This is a genomic window from Streptomyces sp. NPDC040610, assembly GCF_055594065.1.
Genome location: NZ_JBVIXA010000002.1, coordinates 254,542 through 272,170 on the forward strand (window position 1 = coordinate 254,542; position 17,629 = coordinate 272,170).

A 17,629-nucleotide genomic window follows, 5' to 3' on the forward strand; every position below is an offset into this window, starting at 1 on the left:
TCCGGGCGTCCCGCGCGTGACCTGCGCGGCGTACCGCCGAGCCCGACTCAGCACCACACGTCGGAGCACCACCGCGCCCGGGCATCGCACGGCACGGCATCACCACGACAGAGCTTCCTGACCGAGCTTGGGGTGCGAAGAACCTGCCTATGAACGCCAACGACCGCCACACACGGCACGCATGACACCCGGGCGTCGCCTGAGTGCGAGAAGGAACGCCGCCCGACAGGCACTCGACACGCATCCGGCGCGCGACGACACGGCCCTGCGCCAGGTGCTCGAAGACGCCTCGATGGGCCGCTGGGAAGGCCCGCGCGACCTGCTCACGGCCACCGGCGCGAACTGGGACCGCAGGGTCTTCCAGCTCCAGGTCCTCGCCGAGGCGGGCGCGCGGCTGCGGTTCGCCGACACCTGGGCCGAGGCGGAGCCCCGCTCCCCGCACGCCCTGGCCCTGCTCGCCAATGTGCAGGCCCTGCGCGCGATGATCGCCGGCCGCGACGAGGGCCGGACGCTGATGGAGGACGCCTGGCACACCTGCGCCGCCGTGCAGCGCGTCTGGCCCGAGGACGTGGCGCCGCTGCTCGTCATGCTCGCGCTGCTGCGCACCCACGCCCCCGACCGCTACACGCTGCGGCAGGTGTGGGACGAGATCAAGCAGCGCGACCCCTGGAACCGCGAGGCCCACCACGAGGTGGTGACGTACCTCTTCGCCCGCAACCACGGCGAGCAGGGCGAGGCCATGTGGTGGGCCGAGGAGCAGGCCGCCGTCGCCCCGCCGGGGCTGCCCCTCGCGGTCCTGCCCCTGGTGGTGCTCGCCGAGGTGCACCGGTCGCGGCAGGAGCGGGACCAGGACGGGTACGGGCTGACGATCCACCCCTGGGTGGAGTGTCCGACGACCGACCTGGTCCTGGACCGCTGGTGGCGCCATCGCGCGCCCCGCCCGCACGCCTGCTTCGCCGACGACGCCAACTACCTCGCCCACGCCCTGTCGTTCGCGAACCGCCACAGCGAGGCGTCCGAGGTCTTCGACGCGATCGGCCCGTACGCCACGACCGTGCCGTGGTCCTACTGCGGCCCCGCCACCGAGTTGTTCCGGCGCCACCGCGCCTGGGCCTACGACCCACCGCGCATCCGCCGCCGCTAGCCCCACCCGCTCCACACCTCCCCCTCCCCCTTCACAGACCAAGGACAGAAGAACCGTGCCTCTTGATGTATCCCGTGTCTCCGACGAGGAGCGCCTGAAGCAGCTCGGCTACCAGCAGACCCTGTCCCGCTCCATGTCGGGCCGCGCCAACTTCGGCGTCAGCTTCACGATCATCTCCATCCTGTCGGGCTGCATGACCCTGTACGGCTACGGCATGAACACCGGCGGCCCGGCCGTCATCATGTGGGGCTGGCTGTTCGTCGGCGTCATGACGCTCTTCGTGGGCCTGGCCATGGCGGAGGTGTGCTCCTCGTACCCGACCAGTGCGGGGCTGTACTTCTGGGCCCACCGGATGGCCCCGGAACGCTCGCGGGCGGCCTGGGCGTGGTTCACCGGCTGGTTCAACACCCTCGGCCAGATCGCCGTGACCGCGGGCATCGACTTCGGCGCGGCGACGTTCCTGAACGCGCTGCTCGACCTGCAGTTCGGCTTCGAGGCCACGCCGGAGCACACGATCGTCCTGTTCGGCTGCGTCCTCGCCCTGCACGGGGCCCTCAACACCTTCGGCGTGCGCATCGTCGCCTTCCTCAACGAGGTGTCGATCTGGTGGCACGTCCTCGGAGTCGTCGTGATCTGCGGCGCCCTGGCGATCGTCCCCGACGACCACCGGTCGACCAGCTTCGTCCTGGGCGAGTTCGTCAACAACACCGGCTTCTCGTCCAGCATCTACGTCGTGGCGATCGGCCTGCTCATGGCCCAGTACACGTTCACCGGCTACGACGCCTCCGCGCACATGACCGAGGAGACCATCGACGCCGCCACCGCAGGACCCAAGGGCATCGTCCGCTCGATCATCGTCTCCCTCGTGGCCGGGTTCGTCCTCCTCTTCGGCTTCACCTTCGCCATCCAGTCGTACTCCGGCGCCCTGGAATCGGACACCGGGGTGCCCCCGGCACAGATCCTCATGGACGCGCTCGGCACGACGGCGAGCAAGTGGATGCTGCTCGTCATCATCGTCGCCCAGCTCTTCTGCGGCATGGCCTCCGTGACGGCCAACTCCCGCATGATCTACGCCTTCTCCCGCGACGGCGCACTGCCCTTCTCCCGCACCTGGCACAAGCTCAACCCCACCACCCGCACCCCCACCAACGCCGTCTGGCTCGCCACCGGCGGCGCCTTCGCCCTCGGCCTGCCCTACCTGTGGAACAACACCGCGTACGCGGCCGTCACCTCCATCGCCACCATCGGCCTCTACATCGCCTACGTCATCCCCACCTACCTCCGCCTGCGCCAGGGCGACCGCTTCGAACGCGGACCGTGGCACCTCGGCTCCTGGTCCACCATCGTCGGCACCATCGCCATCGGCTGGGTCGCGGTCATCACGGTCCTGTTCATGCTGCCGCAGAGCTCGCCCGTCACCAGGGACACGTTCAACTACGCGCCCGTCGCGGTCGGCGTGGTCGTCGCCTTCTGCGGCACCTGGTGGCTGGTCTCGGCCCGCCACTGGTTCCTGAACCCGGACCGTCCCCGCGACGACTCCGGCGCCTCCGTCCCCTAACGCCACGGCGCGCAGCGATGACGCGAGCCGCCGCTTCGTCCGCCGACGGTGGGGGCCGGGCCCGGTGCCAGGGGTGGCCCTGACACCACCCCCGTTCGGGCCCCAGGCCTCCTGACCCGCGTCCCGTACCGGAGCAGGATTCTCCGTGTCACCAGCGACGACCCCGGCGCGGGCGCCGGGGTCCCGACACGAACGGGGTTGCACGATGACCAGTCAGACGCCCGGCCACACACGGCGAAGGATCCTCCAGGGTGCGACGTTCGCGGCGGCGGCCGGAGCGGCGGGGGGCCTCGGACTCGGTGGGTACGCACCGACCGCGCGGGCCGCGACGCCGGGTCCGGGCCCCACGGGAACCGGCAAGGCCGCGGCGGCCGGGGCTAATCCGTTCCTGGAGGGCGCCTTCGCCCCCGTCACCGACGAACTGACCGCGTTCGACCTGAAGGTCGTCGGGCGGGTGCCGCGCGACCTGGACGGCCGGTTCCTGCGCACCGGGCCGAACGCGCTCGGCATCGAGGACCCGCGGGCGCACCACTGGATGCTCGGCGACGGCATGGTGCACGGGGTGCGGCTGCGCGGCGGGCGCGCGGAGTGGTACCGGAACCGGTGGGTGCGCTCCTCGCGGGTGGCGAAGAAGCTGGGCGAGAAATACCCGGGTGAGGTGCCGCCGGACGACTTCGCCTGCAACACGCACGTGATCCCGTACAAGGGGCGTGTCCTCGCACTCCAGGAGGGCGGACCGCTGCCGTACGAGCTGGACGGCGAGCTGAACACCCTGCGCCCGTACGACTTCCGGTCCACGCTCAAGGGCGCGTTCACCGCGCACACCAAGTACGACGCGGCCGCCGACGAGTTGCACGCGGTGGCGTACTACCCGACCTGGGACCATGTGCGGCATATCATGATCGACCGGACCGGACGCGTCGCGCGGACCACCAGGGTCCCGGTGCCGGACGCGCCGATGATGCACGACTTCGCGCTCACCGAGAAGTACGTGGTGATCGTGGACGTGCCGATCACGTTCGACGCGGCAGCCGCGGAGGCGGGCGCGCTGGTGCCGTACATCTGGAACGACGAGCGCCCGATGCGGGTGGGCGTGCTGCCGCGCGCGGGCGGCTCCGCGCGCTGGTTCGAGGTCGACCCGGTGTACTACTCGCACACCCTGAACGCCTACGACCAGGGCGACTCGGTGATCGTCGACTTCACCTCCATGCCCGCCCCGTTCTACGCCGCGGGGCGCGGCAACGGCGGGCCCTCGGCGACCGGGTCCCCGGCCCTCGACCGCTGGACGGTGGACCTGCGCGCGGGCCGGGTCCGCAGCTCCCGCGTCGACGACCGCCCGCAGGAGTTCCCCCGCGTCAACGAGTCCCTGATCGCGCACCGGCACCGCTACGGGTACACGGCGAGCGCGGCCGCCATGTGGACGGCGTACGAGACGGTCGACGGGGTTCCGCCGGACACCAAGTTCACCAACTGCCTGGTGAAGCACGACATGCTGCGCGGTACGCGGCAGGTGCACCGCTTCCCGAAGGGCGCGGCGGCGAGCGAGCCCGTGTTCGTGCCCCGGCGCGGCGCGCGGGACGAGGACGACGGCTACATCGTGTCGTACGTCAACGATCCCGACCGGGGCGCGACCGACCTGGTGATCCTCTCGGCCCAGGACTTCACGGGCCGCCCGCTGGCCCGCGTCCAGCTGCCGGGGCGGGTGCCGCTCGGCTTCCACGGGAGCTGGGTGGCGGCGTAGCCGCGCCGGGGTCCCTCAGCCGTGCAGGTCCTCGGCCGCCTGCGCGATCAGGTCGACGACCGGGTCCGGCCGGGAGGCAAGGGAGGCGTGGCCGCAGTCGAGTTCGACGGTCGCGCGCGGGTTCATGCGCGCGGCCATGCGGCGTTCGTTGTCGGGGTGGATCATGCGGTCCTGGGCGGAGACCTGGTACCAGGAGGGCTTGGTACGCCAGGCCGGGGCGGTCACGGTGTCGCCGAACGTGGAGCCCAGCGGTGCCTTCTGCGTGACGGCCATGACCAGCGCCTCGTCGACGGGCAGGTCCTGGCAGAAGCTCTCGTGGAACGTGTCCTGCTTGATCCACAGGTAGCCGTCGGAGTCCGGGGCGATGTTGTCGACCGCCTCGGGCGGCATCTCCTGGGTGATCTGTCCGGGGCTCTCCCCCGCGTCGGGCGCGAACGCGGCGACGTAGACGAGACCGCTGACCTGGGGCAGGTCGCCCGCCTCGGTGATGACGGCGCCGCCGTAGGAGTGGCCGACGAGCAGGACAGGACCCGGCAGCTGCCGGACCATCTTGCGGGTGCGCTCGGCGTCGTCGGCCAGCGAGGTCAGCGGGTTCTCCACCGCGTGCAGATCGGTGAAGCCGCGCTTGTGCAGTTCGACGATGACCTTGGACCAGTGGGCGGCGCCGCCCCAGAATCCGTGCACCAGAACAATCGAGGGCTTGTCCGCCATGATCTCCTACCGTCCTTCAACGGGGCGCGGTGCGGCCGGTCTCCCCGAGGGCCTCGGCCCACGCTAATCGGGCCCTCTAGGCGCCGCCACCGCTCACCCGGTACGCCGGGCCCGCGCTCGGATCAGGTGGGCCGGAGCGGAAAGCTCAGGGTGGCGACGGCGCCGCGGGGGTCGGCGTTCGCGAGCGTGACGTGGGCGCCGATGACGTGGGCCTGACCCAGGACGATGGTCAGCCCCAGGCCGTGGCCGTGACCGCGTTCGGCGGCGCCGGTGCGGAAGCGCTGGGGGCCGTGGGCGAGGAGGTCGGCGGGGAAACCGGGGCCGTGGTCGCGCACGACGACGGTGGCGGCGTCGGCGGTGGCGGCGTCGGCGGTGGCGGCGACGGTGACCTCCACCGGCGGGCCGCCGTGGCGGTGGGCGTTGAGGACCATGTTGGTGACGATGCGGTCGACGCGGCGCGGGTCGGTCTCGACGACCGGGTCCCCGACGACGGTGACCCGGGTGTCGAGGCCGGTGCGCCGCACGGACTCCGTGACCACCTCGCCGAGCGGCACCGGCTGCGCGTCGGCCCGCTCTGCGCCCGCGTCGAGGCGGGAGATCTCAAGGAGGTCGTCCACCAGCGCCCGCAGCACCCGCACCCGGTCCTGGACGAGGTCGGTGGCCTCGCTCTCCGGCAGGAGGGAGGCGGAGGTGACGAGGCCCGCGAGCGGGGTGCGCAGTTCGTGGGCGACGTCGGCGGTGAAGCGCTGCTCGCCCCGCAGGCGCTCCTGGAGGGCGTCCGCCATGTGGTCGACGGCCGAGGAGATCTCGCTGATCTCGTCGTGGCCGCGGCTCGCGGTGCGCGCGTCCAGGGCACCGTTCCGGATGCGCCGGGCCGTACCCGCGACCCGGCGCAGGCGCCGCAGCACCAGCTCGGCGGCGAGCAGGGTCAGGGGCACGACGACGGCGAGGGTGGCGATGGCCGCGTACCGGATGTGCCGGTCGAGCGCCTGCAGGCTGCGCTTCTCGGCGCCCATGTCCGTCCGGACGGCCAGGTCGGTTCCGTCGACGCGGCTCGCCGCCCACATGAACGGGCCCTGGAGCGGCTTGCTTGTGTCGTACCAGGTGAGGGGGCCGGGGTCGGAGGCGAGCCGGCGCCGCAGCTCGTCGGGCACCTCGTCGCCGATGGCGTAGCCGGGCGGCTCCGAGGGGTTCCGGCTCGCGGACCTGCCGTCGCGGAACTCGAACTCGGCGACCTCCAGTTCGCGCAGCGCGGTGCCGTGCCCGATGCTCATGGAGCGCGTCTCGGTCGTCTGGTGCACCAGGACGCCGATGCCCACGGCCATCGCGCAGGCCGCGGCGGCGACGCCTGCGGCGATCTTCCAGCGCAGGGAGCGGAGGTCGGTGAGGCGGCGCAGGAACTGAACGGCGCGTCGCATGTCAGCGCCGGAACTTGTAGCCGAAACCGCGCACCGTCTCGATGTGGTCGGCGCCGATCTTCTTGCGCAGCCGCTGCACGGTCAGGTCGACGACCCGGCTGTCGCCCTCCCAGCCGTAGTCCCACACCTTGCGCAGCAGGGTCTGCCGCTCCAGGACGATGCCGGGAGCGGCCACGAACTCCAGGAGCAGGCGCAGTTCGGTGGGGGTGAGCGCCAGGAGGCGGCCGTCCGTGCGGACTTCGAGGCCGCGGGTGTCGACGGTGAGGTTCCGGAAGGTGAGCGGGCCGCCGCCGTCGGGCGCCGGGGTGTCGGCCGTGGCGGGTGCGGTGAAGGTGGCGCGGCGCAGCAGGGTGCGGATGCGGGCGACCAGGACCGTGGTGTCGACGGGTTTGACGATGTAGTCGTCGGCGCCCGCCTCCAGGCCCGCGACGACGTCCAGTGCGTCGCCGCGCGCGGACATCATCAGGATGGGGGCCTGGCTCGTCTCGCGGACCCGGTAGGAGAGGCCGATGCCGTCGAGGTGGGGCAGCATGACGTCGACCAGGAGCAGGTCGTGCCTGCCGTCCCGGAACATCTCCAGGCCCGTCAGCCCGTCGGGGGCCGCCGCCACCTCGTAGCCGTAGCGCTCCAGGGCCATGCCCACGGACTTGCGGATCGTGTCGTCGTCCTCGATCAGCAGGACGCGCACGGGGGCGGCGGGGCCGCCCGCATGGGGTGCGGGGTGTTCCGCCGGTTCGTTGTGGGGCTGTGGCATCTCGTCACCTGGGGGTCGTCTCGTGCGGGGGCCGGGCCCGCTGATCACGACGGTATCCGCTTTCGCCGTGGTCACAGGGTCAGGGCCGCCGCGACGGGCAGGTGGTCGCTGCCGGTGCGCGGCAGGGTCCAGGACGAGGCCGGGGTGACGCCCTTGACGAGGATCTGGTCGATCCGGGCCACCGGGAACGACGCGGGCCAGGTGAACCCGAACCCGGCGCCCGCCTCCTCCTGCGCCGACCGCAGCTGTCCGGTCAGCGGGCGCAGGGCCGTGTCGTCGGTCGTGCCGTTGAGGTCGCCGACCACCACGACGCGCGGCAGCGGCTCGGCGCGTACGACGGCGGCGAGCTTCCCGGCGGCCTCGTCGCGCGTGGCCGTGGCGAAGCCGCCGCCCGGGTGCACGCGCACCGACGCGAGGTGCGCGGTGTACACGGCGAGCGGGCCCTTGGGGGTCTCGACGGTGGCCCGCAGCGCGCGGGTCCACGGCATGATCGGGATCGGCTCCACGTTCCGCAGGGGGTACTTGCTCCACAGCCCGACCGTGCCCTGCACCGCGTGGTACGGGTAGCGGCCGTCCAGTACCCGCCCGTACTCCGGTGCCGTGGCCGGGGACAGTTCCTCGAGGGCGACCAGGTCCGCGCCGGAGGCCACGAGCGCGCGGGCGGTGCCGTCGGGGTCGGGGTTGCGGTCGTGGACGTTGTGGCTGACCACGGTGACGTCGCCGCCGCCGGAGCGCTTGTCCATGACCATGCCGCCGAACAGGGAGCACCAGACCACGGCCGGGACCAGCACGGCGAGAGCGGCGGTCGCGGAGCGGCGCACGGCGGCGAGCACCAGGAGCAGGGGGACGGCGGCGCCCAGCCAGGGCAGGAAGGTCTCCAGGAGGCCCCCGGGGTTGCCGAACCGGTGGGGCGCCCAGGTGTGGCCGAACATGATCAGTGCGAGGAGCACGGCGGCCGCGGCGATGAGTCGGCCGCGGCGCCAGGGGCCGCCGCCGGTGCGGCCCTCCCCGGGATCCCCGGCCATCGCGGGCGCGGGCCCGTCCGTGCCGACCGCGCGTTCCGGCAGTCGTTCGTGCAGCGATGTCATGAGCGCACCGGCTTGTCCGCGTCCAGGGCGAGGGGAAGGTTCCGCTGTACGGCGTCGATCAGCGCGCCGCTCCTGTCGATGGCCGCCGCGAGCCCTTCGGTGGGGGTGGTGTCGGCGCGCTGTCCGAGGACGACTCCGAGGACGAGGTACCGCTTGCCGCCGGACTTCGCCTCGGCGGCCCACATGAGGTTGCCGCCCGCGGGTGTGCTCGACCCGGTCTTCAGGCCGATGACTCCGGGCTTCTCCAGGAGCCGGTTGGTGTTGGTGACGGTGCCGGGCACGCCGGGGACCGTCGTGTCGCGCAGGGCCACCATCTCGCGGAGCGCGGGCTGTCTCATGGCCTGCCGGGCGAGCTTCAGCTGGTCGTCGGCAGTGCTCTTGGTGCTGGGCTCGAAGCCGCTCGCTCCGGTGTACGTCGTGCGGGTCATGCCGAGTTCTTCGGCGGCGCGGTTCATCTTCGCGACGAACGCCTTCTGGCTCCCGGCGTCCCAACGGGCCAGCAGCCGGGCGACGTTGTTGCCGGAGGGGAGCAGGAGGAGTTCCAGGAGTTCGCGCTGGGTGTGGCGGCGGCCCTCGCGGAGTCGCACGGTGGATTCGCTGAGCGAGTGCGACTCCTGCGCGGCGGCCGCGTCGACGGTGATCCGTGGTCCCTTCTCCCCCGCGTCCAGGGGGTGTTCCTTGAGGAGCACGTACGCGGTCATCACCTTCGTGACGCTCGCGATCGGCACCGGCTCCCGGCCGCCCCTGCTGCCGAGGCTGCCGACGCCCCGCACCTCGATGCTCGTCTGGCCCTCGTCGGGCCACGGCAGCCCCAGGGACCCGACGGAGCCGAGGCCCCGGCCGCCCTCGCCCTCCCCACTGTCCTCGCCCCCGGGAAGAACCAGCCAGCCGCCCGCTCCGGCGGCGACCAGCACGGCGGCGGCCGCGCACAGCGCCCTGCCCCGGTGCGGCCACCGCCGCAGCACCCCGCCCGCACCGGCCACTCGTACCCGACGCACCCTCACCGACGACCACCTCTCCACGCCCGACGTCCGCGGGCTCTCCCGCGAACGCCCCCAGCCTTGGGGAGGACCGCGTCCAGCCGGTCAGGGCCGTGCATCCACCGGCGCGCGGTTCTGTGTCAGCCAGGTATCGGTGGGGAGCAGCGGGCGGGCCGGAGGGAGGGCGGTGCTCGGGTCCGGAACGGTGTCAGCGGGAGACGATGTGGAGGGTCGCCGTCCCGCCCTCGCCGGTCGCCGCCTGGATGACCACGGCGTCGGGCTGGGGGCTCGGCCGGGTGGCGTCGCCGAGCCCGCCGCAGGAGTTGCCGCTGCCGTTGGCGCGGAGGACCGTGACGCAGCCTTGGCCGGGGCCGGTCGCGCCGCCCTTGGCCCGGCCGCTGCCCGACTTCACCGTGTACGCGACCTTGTTCGGGCCGACCTCGGTCACGGTCAGGGTCGCCGTACCTCGCGGGCCCTTGAAGCGGAAGGTCACCTTCTCGGACACCGCGATCTCGCAGTCGCCGTCCGCGCAGGCCCCGACGTCATGCCCGTCGGCAGCCGACACGGACGGCTTCGCCGTGCGCTTCCCGGCGGATGCCTGCGTGGACGGGGACTTCGAGGTCCCCCGGTGGGAGGAGGACTTGTCGTCGGCGTCGTCCGAGTCACCGCAGCCGACTACTGCCAGGGGCACCAGGGCGGCGAGCACGAGGCCCGCGGCCCAGCGGGTCGCCCGTCGACGCACCCCGCGAGTAGCCCGCCGGGTCGTCGATCGAGCCGCCCGTCGCTGCGAGAGCCGCGCCCGCTGTCCGCGTGCCGTTGTCGCCGCCATGATGTGCCCCCGTGTCCCGGCGTGCCTGGGTTCGGTGTTCGGCAGCCAGCCTTCCCACTTGTCACCGCCGTCACGCGCGACCCCCGCGGCCACCGGAGCTTCGTTCGAGGACAGGCCCTCAGGGCCTGCCGTACGGGACGAACGCGACCGCGGGCGCCTGCTGCTCACCGAACTTGCCGCTCCCGATCACCACGCGCCGACGACCTTCGTGTGCGGGGTGCTGGAGCAGACCAGGGTGGCCTCCAGATGTCAGTGGCCGCTGTCACGATGGCCGGATGACCTCCACGATCTTCGCCCGGCTCCGGTCCGGCGGCTTCGAGCAGGCACACTTCCATCAGGACGCCCGGACCGGGCTGCGCTCGCTCGTCGTCCTCCACGACACCACCCTCGGCCCCGCGCTCGGCGGCGTCCGCATGCACGCGTACGAGGACGAGAACGCCGCCCTCGAAGACGGCCTGCGCCTCGCCCGGGCCATGACGTTCAAGGCCGCGGCCGCGGGGCTCGATCTCGGTGGCGGCTGGAGCGTCGTCCTCGGCGACCCGGCGCGCGAAAAGACCGAGGCGCTGCTGCGCGCCCACGGCCGCTTCGTCGCCACCCTCGGCGGGCACTTCATCCCCGTCAACGACGTCGGCACCACGCAGGCCGACCTGAAGGTGATCGGCGCCGAGGCCTCGCCGGTCTGCGCCGACGGCGACCCCTCCCCCATGACGGCGCTCGGCGTCCTCGAAGGGATACGGGCGTGTCTGCGCGCCACCGGCAGCGACGGGAGTCCGCGGGGCGTGCGGGTGTGCGTGCAGGGCGCGGGCAACGTGGGTGCCGCCCTGGCCCGTCTCCTGGCGGCGGAGGGCGCGGAGCTGCTGGTGTCCGACATCGACGCCCGACGCGCGGACGCCGTCGCCCGGAGCGTGGGTGCGCGCGTCGTCGACCCAGCGACCGCGGCGGTCACCGCCTGCGACGTTCTCGCCCCCTGTGCCCTCGGGGGCGTCGTCGACGACCGTACGCTGCCGGAGCTGCGCTGCCGGATCATCGCCGGTGGCGCGAACAACGTGCTCGCCGCGCCGGAGCACGCCGCCGCGCTGGAGGCCCGCGGCATCCTCTACGCGCCGGACTTCTGCGTGAACGCGGGCGGCCTGATCTTCCTGGAGGAACGGCTCCGCGGGCATGACGACGCCCGGACCGAGCAGCGGGTCCGTCAGGTCGGCGAGCGCCTGGCCACGGTCATCGAGCACGCGCGTCGCTCCGGTGTGCCCCCGACGGAGGCCGCGCTGACGCTGGCCAGGGCGCGGCTCCGCTCGCGCTGACGCGCCCTGCCAGGGAGCGGCTCACCTGAGGAGCGATTCACCGTAGGAGCGGTTCACCGTGTTTCGGGGAGCCCCGAAACACCTGGAGTCGGTCGGGTGGAGGCCACCAACATGGTGGCCCGGAACAGGAGACGACCACGGGGAGATCTCATGACCAAGAACCGCACGGCCACCATCGGCGTCGCCTCGCTGCTGCTCGCGGCGGGCGCTCTCGGGGCGACCGGCCTTCCGGCCGCCGCCGACACCGGGACCGGGATCGGGACCGGGGAGGCCCGCACCGCCACGGGGAAGTCCGACTCCCAGGAGGCCAGGGCATTCTGCTCGGGTCCGGGCGTCGGGATCTACCGGGACAGCGGACACCGCACGTACAAGGGGCGCTTCACCAGCATCGACACGGAGAGCATCCGCGACGAGAAGGCCCGCGCCTACGCCGAGGACATCGTGAAGGGCGACAAGGTCCAGGTGCAGCGCAGCATCAAGCCGTTCAAGATGAAGAACCATGTGCAGCACCCTTCGACGAAGTACATCAAGGAGAAGAAGGGCGGCTACAAGAGCTGCACCAAGAAGGCGAACTGGTTCGACGCGAACGTGCGCGACTGGATGGTGACGAAGGCCGTGAAGCTGCAGATCGGGGGAGACAAGTCCTACGCCGTGCGCAGCTGCGTCTTCCCGGTCTCCGGGGGCAAGGGCTGCACGAAGTGGTTCGTGGACCACAAGTAGGAGAGGGAAGCAGTCAGCGGATTCCCGCGGGGATGCCCCGCCGCCCCCTTGGGCGGCGGGGCATCCCCGCGACGTCACCCCGGGCCCGCATCATCCGCGCCGCCCGTCTGCCTTAAGGTACTGCGGACACCCCCGTATACCGCGCGAAACCGGAGCAAGTGCCCGTGCCCCCGTCCCTCAAGGCGGTCCTGGACCGCATCGCCACCGAGATCCAGGCCCTGCCGGGGCGTGGCCGCCCCGCCGACTACATCCCGGCGCTCGCCTCGGCCGACCCGCGGCACTTCGGGATGGCCGTCGCCGAGCTCGACGGCACGGTGTACGGCGTCGGCGACTGGCAGCGGCCCTTCTCCACCCAGTCCATCACCAAGGCCTTCACCCTGGCCCTCGACCTCTCGCTGGACGGCGACCTGCTGTGGGAGCACGTCGGCCGGGAGCCTTCCGGCAACCCGTTCAACTCCCTGGTGCAGTTGGAGTACGAGAACGGCATCCCCCGCAATCCGTTCATCAACGCGGGCGCGCTCGTCGTCACCGACCGCCTGCACGCCCGCACCGGCGACGCGGCCGGGGCGCTCCGCGCGTTCCTGCGCGCCGAGTCCGGCAACGACCGCCTCGACTTCGACGAGGCGGTGCTCGCCTCCGAGACCGCGCACGGCGACCGCAACGCCGCCCTCGCCCACTTCATGGCGTCGTACGGCAACATCACCAATCCGGTGCCCACGCTCCTCGATCAGTACTTCCGCCAGTGCTCCATCGAGGCGTCCTGCGCCGACCTGGCCCTGGCCGCCGGTTTCCTCGCCCGCCACGGCATACGGTCCGACGGCTCCACGCTCCTTACCCGCAGCCAGGCCAAGCAGGTCAACGCGGTCATGCTGACCTGCGGCACCTACGACGCCGCGGGCGACTTCGCCCACCGCGTGGGCCTGCCCGGCAAGAGCGGCGTCGGCGGCGGCATCATCGCGGTCGTCCCCGGCCGCTGCACCGTCTGCGTCTGGAGTCCGGGCCTCGACCAGCGCGGCAACTCCGTGGCGGGGGTGGCCGCACTGGACCGCTTCACCACGCTCACGGGCCTGTCCGTGTTCTGAGGCACCAGGCTCCCGGAGCGCTCCGTCCTCAATCCGTCGGCCCCTCGGCCCCTGAAGGTTCCGGCCCACGCCCCGGGGCCCCAATACTGGGCCTCATGGGATTCGCCGTCTTGATGACCCTGCCCGGACTGGTCATCCTGCTGACCGTCATCGCCTTCACCGACCAGCTGTTCCTCCGCGCGGGCCGCGCCGGACTGCTGCCCTGGCGCACCAGCGCCCGCCAGGGCCAGATATCGTCGACCGGCTTCGAACAGCTCCACGCCAGCTTCTCCCCCGGCAAGCAGAACGAACTCAAGGAACGCCAGTCGGCGCTTGTGATGCGCGACGACGAGCAGGACGGGGCGCCGCCGAACCGGACGACGGTGGACCTGGAGGGCAGGGTCGCGGTCGTCCGCGTACCGCCGCGGGCCGACCGGTAGGGGAAGTCCGGTGGTAGGGCGTCCGGCTGGACCCGGCCCTGGCCGACGGAGACCCCCAACTGGCCACGGCGGACTGTCAGATCGTGTCCATCGTGTACTGATCGGTCCGGCCCGGGGCGGGTACACGTAGCCCTCCCCCTGCGTTCGCCGGAAGCGCGTTTGAGTCTTCTGGCGTAGCTGTGCCGCGACCCCCTTCGACGGGGGCGGTCGCGCGCCTACGCTGGCGGCCCGGCGTACGGGCAATGCCTCCGTGCACGCCGGTCGGGGGGCACATCGGGGGGCACGATGGGATCCAGAGGCATGGCGGCGGGGGTCGTCGCGGCGCTGATCGGCGTGGCGGGGATGATCATCGCGGCGCTCATCACGATCAGCGGTGGCGACGGTGGTGACAAGTCCGGCCCGAGCCCGATCGTCCAGACCAACGAGAGCGGCGACAACATCCTCTGCCTCGGCGACGTCAAGGTCTGCGTGGGCCGGACGGACAAGGCGAAACCCAAGTCGTCCGCATCGTCCTCGACGCCGAAGAAACCGCCACGGACGTCACCGGCACCCAAGGACTCGCCCGCGGCCCGCACCCGTACGCCCTCCCCGACGGACGAGAAGGACGAGAAGGGCGACGGCGGCGGGACGCGACCGCGGCCCGACAGCGCCGCGGTCACCTCCCTCCTCGCCCGGGCACCCCGGGTCGCGCTGCGGGGACCCGGTCCCGGCGCCCTCCGTGTCGTCCTGCTCGACGTGCCCTCCCCGGCGCCGCGGTGGAGCACGCTCGGCATCGGGGCCCGGCGACTGCGCACCGCCGGGGTGGACGGGGTGCTGTTCCGGCTGCCGACGCCGGTCTCCGCCGGAGTGTCCGTCGACACCTCGCAGGCACCGGCCGACGTGGAGTACGTCTTCTTCGACACCGACGGGTGGCGGCTCGGCACCCAGACGGCAGCCAGCTGCGCCACGCTGTGCCCCTCCCTGACGCAGAATCAGGTGACCGCGCCCCAGTACCAGCACGTCCTGGTGACGGACGCGGGGCGCAGCATGGGGTGGCCGCCGGGGCAGCGGTACATCTACACGTCGGGGTAGGCCGTCGCCGGGCGGGAACTGCCTAGTGGTGGAAGGTCGCGACCGTTTCGAGCGCGGCCCGCGGGGTCGTGACGCGGTTCACCGGCGCGGCCTCGTCGGCGTAGCCGAAGGAGACGCCGACGAGCAACTTCCCTTCGGTGACGCCGAGTTCGGCGCGGACCGTGTCGGCGTAGAAGCTCAGCAGCCCCTGCGGGCAGCTCGCCACGCCGTACGCGGTCATCGCCAGGAGCAGGGTTTGGAGGTAGGCGCCGACGTCCGCGGCGAGGCGGGGGCCGCCGTCGCCGGTGACGAACAGGAACGCGGCGTGCGGGGCATCGTAGAAGCCGAGGCTCCGGGCGTCGTAGGCCGCCCGTGCCGCGTGGTCGTCGGGGCCGATGCCCAGCGCCCCGTACAGGTCGGCGCCGAACGCCGCCCGGCGCTCCCGGTGCACCGCCGTGTAGATGTCCTCGGAGTACGGGATGTCGATCGAGGTGCGCCGCGCGGCGTGGTCGGCCCGCAGGGCGTCCGCGAGGCGTCGGCGCGCCTCGCCGCCGGCCACCTCCACCCGCCACGGCTGCGCGTTGGAGTTGGACGGAGCGGCACCGGCCAGCGAGAAGATCGCGCGGATCGTGTCCTCGGGCACGGGTTCCGGGCGGAAGGCGCGGGTCGCGTGCCGTCCGCGTATCAGCTTCTCCGCGCAGCCGCTCAGCTCGGTGGGGGCCAACGGACTCATGCCTCACTCCTCGACGACAGCCGATGTAAACGGGTTCGTTTACATGACTGACCCTAGCAAGCCACTCCCTCCGAAGTAAACGCGGACGTACACTTTGCGGATGGGTACGACGACTACGGCATCGACGACTGCGACACCCCGGGGGCGGGGGCGCGGCGGACGGGAGCGCGTCCTGGCCGCCGCCGCCCGGCTGTTCGCGACCCAGGGGATCAACGCGACCGGCATGGAACAGGTCGCGGAGCAGGCCCCGGTCTCCAAGCGCACGCTGTACGCGCACTTCCGGACCAAGGGCGACCTGGTGATCGCCCACCTCCAGGACCTCGCGTCGTCGGGGGCCACCCTGGAGAGCGCCCTGACCCGCGAGGACGTCCCGCCGGTGGAGCGGATCCTCGGGCTGTTCGACCCGCCCGCGGCGGACGCGGATCCGGTCCGCGGATGCCCCTTCATCGACGCCGCGGCGGAGTTCCCCGATCCGCAGAACGCGGTCCACTCCTACGCGCGCGAGCAGAAGCTGCGGATGGTGGAGCTGGTCACCGCGCTCGTGACGGAGCTGGGCTGCCGCGAACCCGCCGCGCTCGCCGAGCAGTTGGTCACCCTCGCGGACGGGGCGGCCAGCCGCGCCATGGTCCTGGGCGAAGCGGACTACGGCCGGCACGCGCGGGCGGCGGCGGAGATCCTGCTCGCCCACGCGTCGGCGGACACGGCCTGACGCGGTCCGCTACACCCCGCCGCCCTCCCGGCCCCCGCGCGCCGCACGCGCACGGTCCCGGCGCTCGGCGTGGGCGAAGTGCCGCGACACGGCGTGGAACGACTCCTTCGGCTCCCAGTGCCACCGCGCCGTCGGGTCGTCCTTCGTCTTCCAGATGGCCTTGGTGAGGCTGTAGCCGGCGATGTCGAGGTCGTGGCGGCGGGTGCGCCGGTGCGGGGCGTCGGAGGTGACGAACTGGTACACCATGGCCGCGTGCAGGTCCAACTGCTCGAACGCGTTCAGGACCTGCCCGAGGTACTGGGCCTGGGTGTGCTCGCTGCGCCGCACGCCCTTGCGGACCTCCGGCTCCGGCTTGCTGTAGTCGACGACGTCCCAGCCCATGCCGCCCGCCTCGGGCGCGCCCTCGAAGGTGCAGGTGCCGCACTCGGTGACGGCGACGGGCTTGCCCCACTTCCGGTACGGGGTCAGCTCCTTGGCGTAGCCGCGCGGGTCGGCGAAGTACGAGTAGTAGTTGACGCCGACGATGTCGAAAAGGTCCCAGTCGACCTGGTCGCCGTGCGCGGAGCCGTAGGTCAGCGGGCCGTGGAACACGCGGCGGCCGGTCTTCGCGGCCAGGCCGATGAACCGCTTCAGCGCGCGCCGCGTCGCCGCGGGGTCCCAGTTGCCCTTCTGGATGTTCTCGATCCGCTCGACCGCGTTCGCCCCGGGGACGATGCCCGGCACGAACAGGATGAACTCGCACCCCACGCTCAGATACACCCGCGCGCCCTGGCGGCGCAGCCGCTCGGCCTGCCTGCCGGTCTCGGCCAGGTGGTCGAGGATCTCGCGCTCGGGGACGTCGGCCAGGCGCGGCTGGAGCCATACGTGCATCCCGTGCTCGACTGCCTCCCTGGCGGTGGCGGTCAGGCGCTCGACGCCGGTGCCGAAGGCGACGACCGAGTTCGCGTGCAGGTCGTGCCTGATGGAGCGCATGTCGGAGCACATCCGGGCGCGGCGCCATCCCGTGTGCCGGGTCTCGCCGTCCTCGCACTCGTACATGACGCCACGGTGGACCAGACCGCGGCCGGTCGCCGTGCGCGCGTCGGCCGAGGTCGGGGCGGCCCCTGGGCGCGCACCGGACCGCGGGTCCGGCGCGGAAGCCGGGTGCGTACCGGACCGCGGGCCCGTCACGGCGCCCGCCTGCCCGGTGAGGGCCGTGCCCACCAGCGCGCCCGCGCCGACCGCCGCCCCCGTCAGGAACGTCCCTCTCGTCATCGCTTCCTTGCGCATCGAGCACTCCCACCGTCGTCAACAGGTCGCGTTCCGGCACGTCTCCGCGACGTCCCCGGAACGTCTCAAGACTCGGCGTCGGGCAGGGTCCCGCTCATCAGCCATCGGTCCTCGCCGCCGTAT

Annotated in this window: 17 protein-coding genes; 9 read left to right on the forward strand and 8 right to left on the reverse strand. The window is 72.6% G+C overall.

Annotation, left to right across the window (positions count from 1 at the left end):
* Positions 1–181: 181 nt before the first annotated feature.
* From ACZ6AA_RS08080 to ACZ6AA_RS08090, 3 genes are all read left to right on the forward strand, one after another.
* Positions 182–1,144, forward strand: a complete 963-nt coding sequence (locus tag ACZ6AA_RS08080; RefSeq protein WP_471456886.1) for a hypothetical protein — start codon at positions 182–184, stop codon at positions 1,142–1,144.
* Between the two features lie 55 nt (positions 1,145–1,199).
* A complete protein-coding gene (locus tag ACZ6AA_RS08085; RefSeq protein WP_471456888.1) occupies positions 1,200–2,702 on the forward strand; it encodes an amino acid permease in 1,503 nt (500 codons plus the stop codon).
* A gap of 205 nt (positions 2,703–2,907) precedes the next feature.
* Positions 2,908–4,443, forward strand: coding sequence for a carotenoid oxygenase family protein (locus ACZ6AA_RS08090; protein ID WP_471456890.1), 1,536 nt, complete (start codon positions 2,908–2,910; stop codon positions 4,441–4,443).
* Between the two features lie 15 nt (positions 4,444–4,458).
* Here ACZ6AA_RS08090 and ACZ6AA_RS08095 read toward each other — a convergent pair whose 3' ends face one another.
* From ACZ6AA_RS08095 to ACZ6AA_RS08120, 6 genes are all read right to left on the reverse strand, one after another.
* Positions 4,459–5,154 carry an alpha/beta hydrolase gene (locus tag ACZ6AA_RS08095; protein ID WP_471456892.1) on the reverse strand — a complete coding sequence of 232 codons (696 nt, stop codon included), beginning with the start codon at positions 5,152–5,154 and terminating at the stop codon, positions 4,459–4,461.
* Positions 5,155–5,276: 122 nt separating this feature from the next.
* Positions 5,277–6,572, reverse strand: a complete 1,296-nt coding sequence (locus ACZ6AA_RS08100; protein WP_471456894.1) for a sensor histidine kinase — start codon at positions 6,570–6,572, stop codon at positions 5,277–5,279.
* 1 nt (position 6,573) lies between these two features.
* The gene (cseB, locus tag ACZ6AA_RS08105) at positions 6,574–7,326 is read right to left on the reverse strand and encodes a two-component system response regulator CseB (protein WP_471456896.1); all 753 of its coding nucleotides are present in this window, start codon (positions 7,324–7,326) and stop codon (positions 6,574–6,576) included.
* Between the two features lie 71 nt (positions 7,327–7,397).
* Entirely contained in the window at positions 7,398–8,351 is a 954-nt protein-coding gene (locus tag ACZ6AA_RS08110; RefSeq protein WP_471457836.1) for an endonuclease/exonuclease/phosphatase family protein, read from the reverse strand.
* 59 nt (positions 8,352–8,410) lie between these two features.
* Positions 8,411–9,418: a D-alanyl-D-alanine carboxypeptidase family protein gene (locus tag ACZ6AA_RS08115; protein ID WP_468482465.1), complete on the reverse strand. Its 1,008-nt coding sequence runs from the start codon at positions 9,416–9,418 to the stop codon at positions 8,411–8,413.
* Positions 9,419–9,602: 184 nt separating this feature from the next.
* Positions 9,603–10,136, reverse strand: coding sequence for a hypothetical protein (locus tag ACZ6AA_RS08120; RefSeq protein ID WP_468457646.1), 534 nt, complete (start codon positions 10,134–10,136; stop codon positions 9,603–9,605).
* Positions 10,137–10,498: 362 nt separating this feature from the next.
* On the opposite strand from ACZ6AA_RS08120, the gene ACZ6AA_RS08125 reads away from it, so the two are divergent.
* From ACZ6AA_RS08125 to ACZ6AA_RS08145, 5 genes are all read left to right on the forward strand, one after another.
* A complete protein-coding gene (locus ACZ6AA_RS08125; RefSeq protein WP_471456898.1) occupies positions 10,499–11,524 on the forward strand; it encodes a Leu/Phe/Val dehydrogenase in 1,026 nt (341 codons plus the stop codon).
* Positions 11,525–11,674: 150 nt separating this feature from the next.
* A complete protein-coding gene (locus ACZ6AA_RS08130) occupies positions 11,675–12,244 on the forward strand; it encodes a hypothetical protein (protein ID WP_468482467.1) in 570 nt (189 codons plus the stop codon).
* A 164-nt stretch (positions 12,245–12,408) separates the two neighbouring features.
* On the forward strand, positions 12,409–13,326 hold the full coding sequence (locus tag ACZ6AA_RS08135) for a glutaminase (RefSeq protein WP_468457640.1): 918 nt from the start codon (positions 12,409–12,411) through the stop codon (positions 13,324–13,326).
* 95 nt (positions 13,327–13,421) lie between these two features.
* The gene (locus ACZ6AA_RS08140; protein WP_468457638.1) at positions 13,422–13,745 is read left to right on the forward strand and encodes a DUF6191 domain-containing protein; all 324 of its coding nucleotides are present in this window, start codon (positions 13,422–13,424) and stop codon (positions 13,743–13,745) included.
* Between the two features lie 285 nt (positions 13,746–14,030).
* A complete protein-coding gene (locus ACZ6AA_RS08145) occupies positions 14,031–14,816 on the forward strand; it encodes a hypothetical protein (RefSeq protein WP_471456900.1) in 786 nt (261 codons plus the stop codon).
* Between the two features lie 22 nt (positions 14,817–14,838).
* Here ACZ6AA_RS08145 and ACZ6AA_RS08150 read toward each other — a convergent pair whose 3' ends face one another.
* A complete protein-coding gene (locus ACZ6AA_RS08150) occupies positions 14,839–15,528 on the reverse strand; it encodes a nitroreductase (protein ID WP_471456902.1) in 690 nt (229 codons plus the stop codon).
* A gap of 100 nt (positions 15,529–15,628) precedes the next feature.
* On the opposite strand from ACZ6AA_RS08150, the gene ACZ6AA_RS08155 reads away from it, so the two are divergent.
* On the forward strand, positions 15,629–16,237 hold the full coding sequence (locus ACZ6AA_RS08155; RefSeq protein WP_468482470.1) for a TetR/AcrR family transcriptional regulator: 609 nt from the start codon (positions 15,629–15,631) through the stop codon (positions 16,235–16,237).
* A gap of 9 nt (positions 16,238–16,246) precedes the next feature.
* Here the strand turns inward: ACZ6AA_RS08155 and ACZ6AA_RS08160 are convergent, their stop codons facing one another.
* Positions 16,247–17,506: an abortive phage infection protein gene (locus tag ACZ6AA_RS08160; RefSeq protein WP_471456904.1), complete on the reverse strand. Its 1,260-nt coding sequence runs from the start codon at positions 17,504–17,506 to the stop codon at positions 16,247–16,249.
* Positions 17,507–17,629 lie beyond the last annotated feature (123 nt).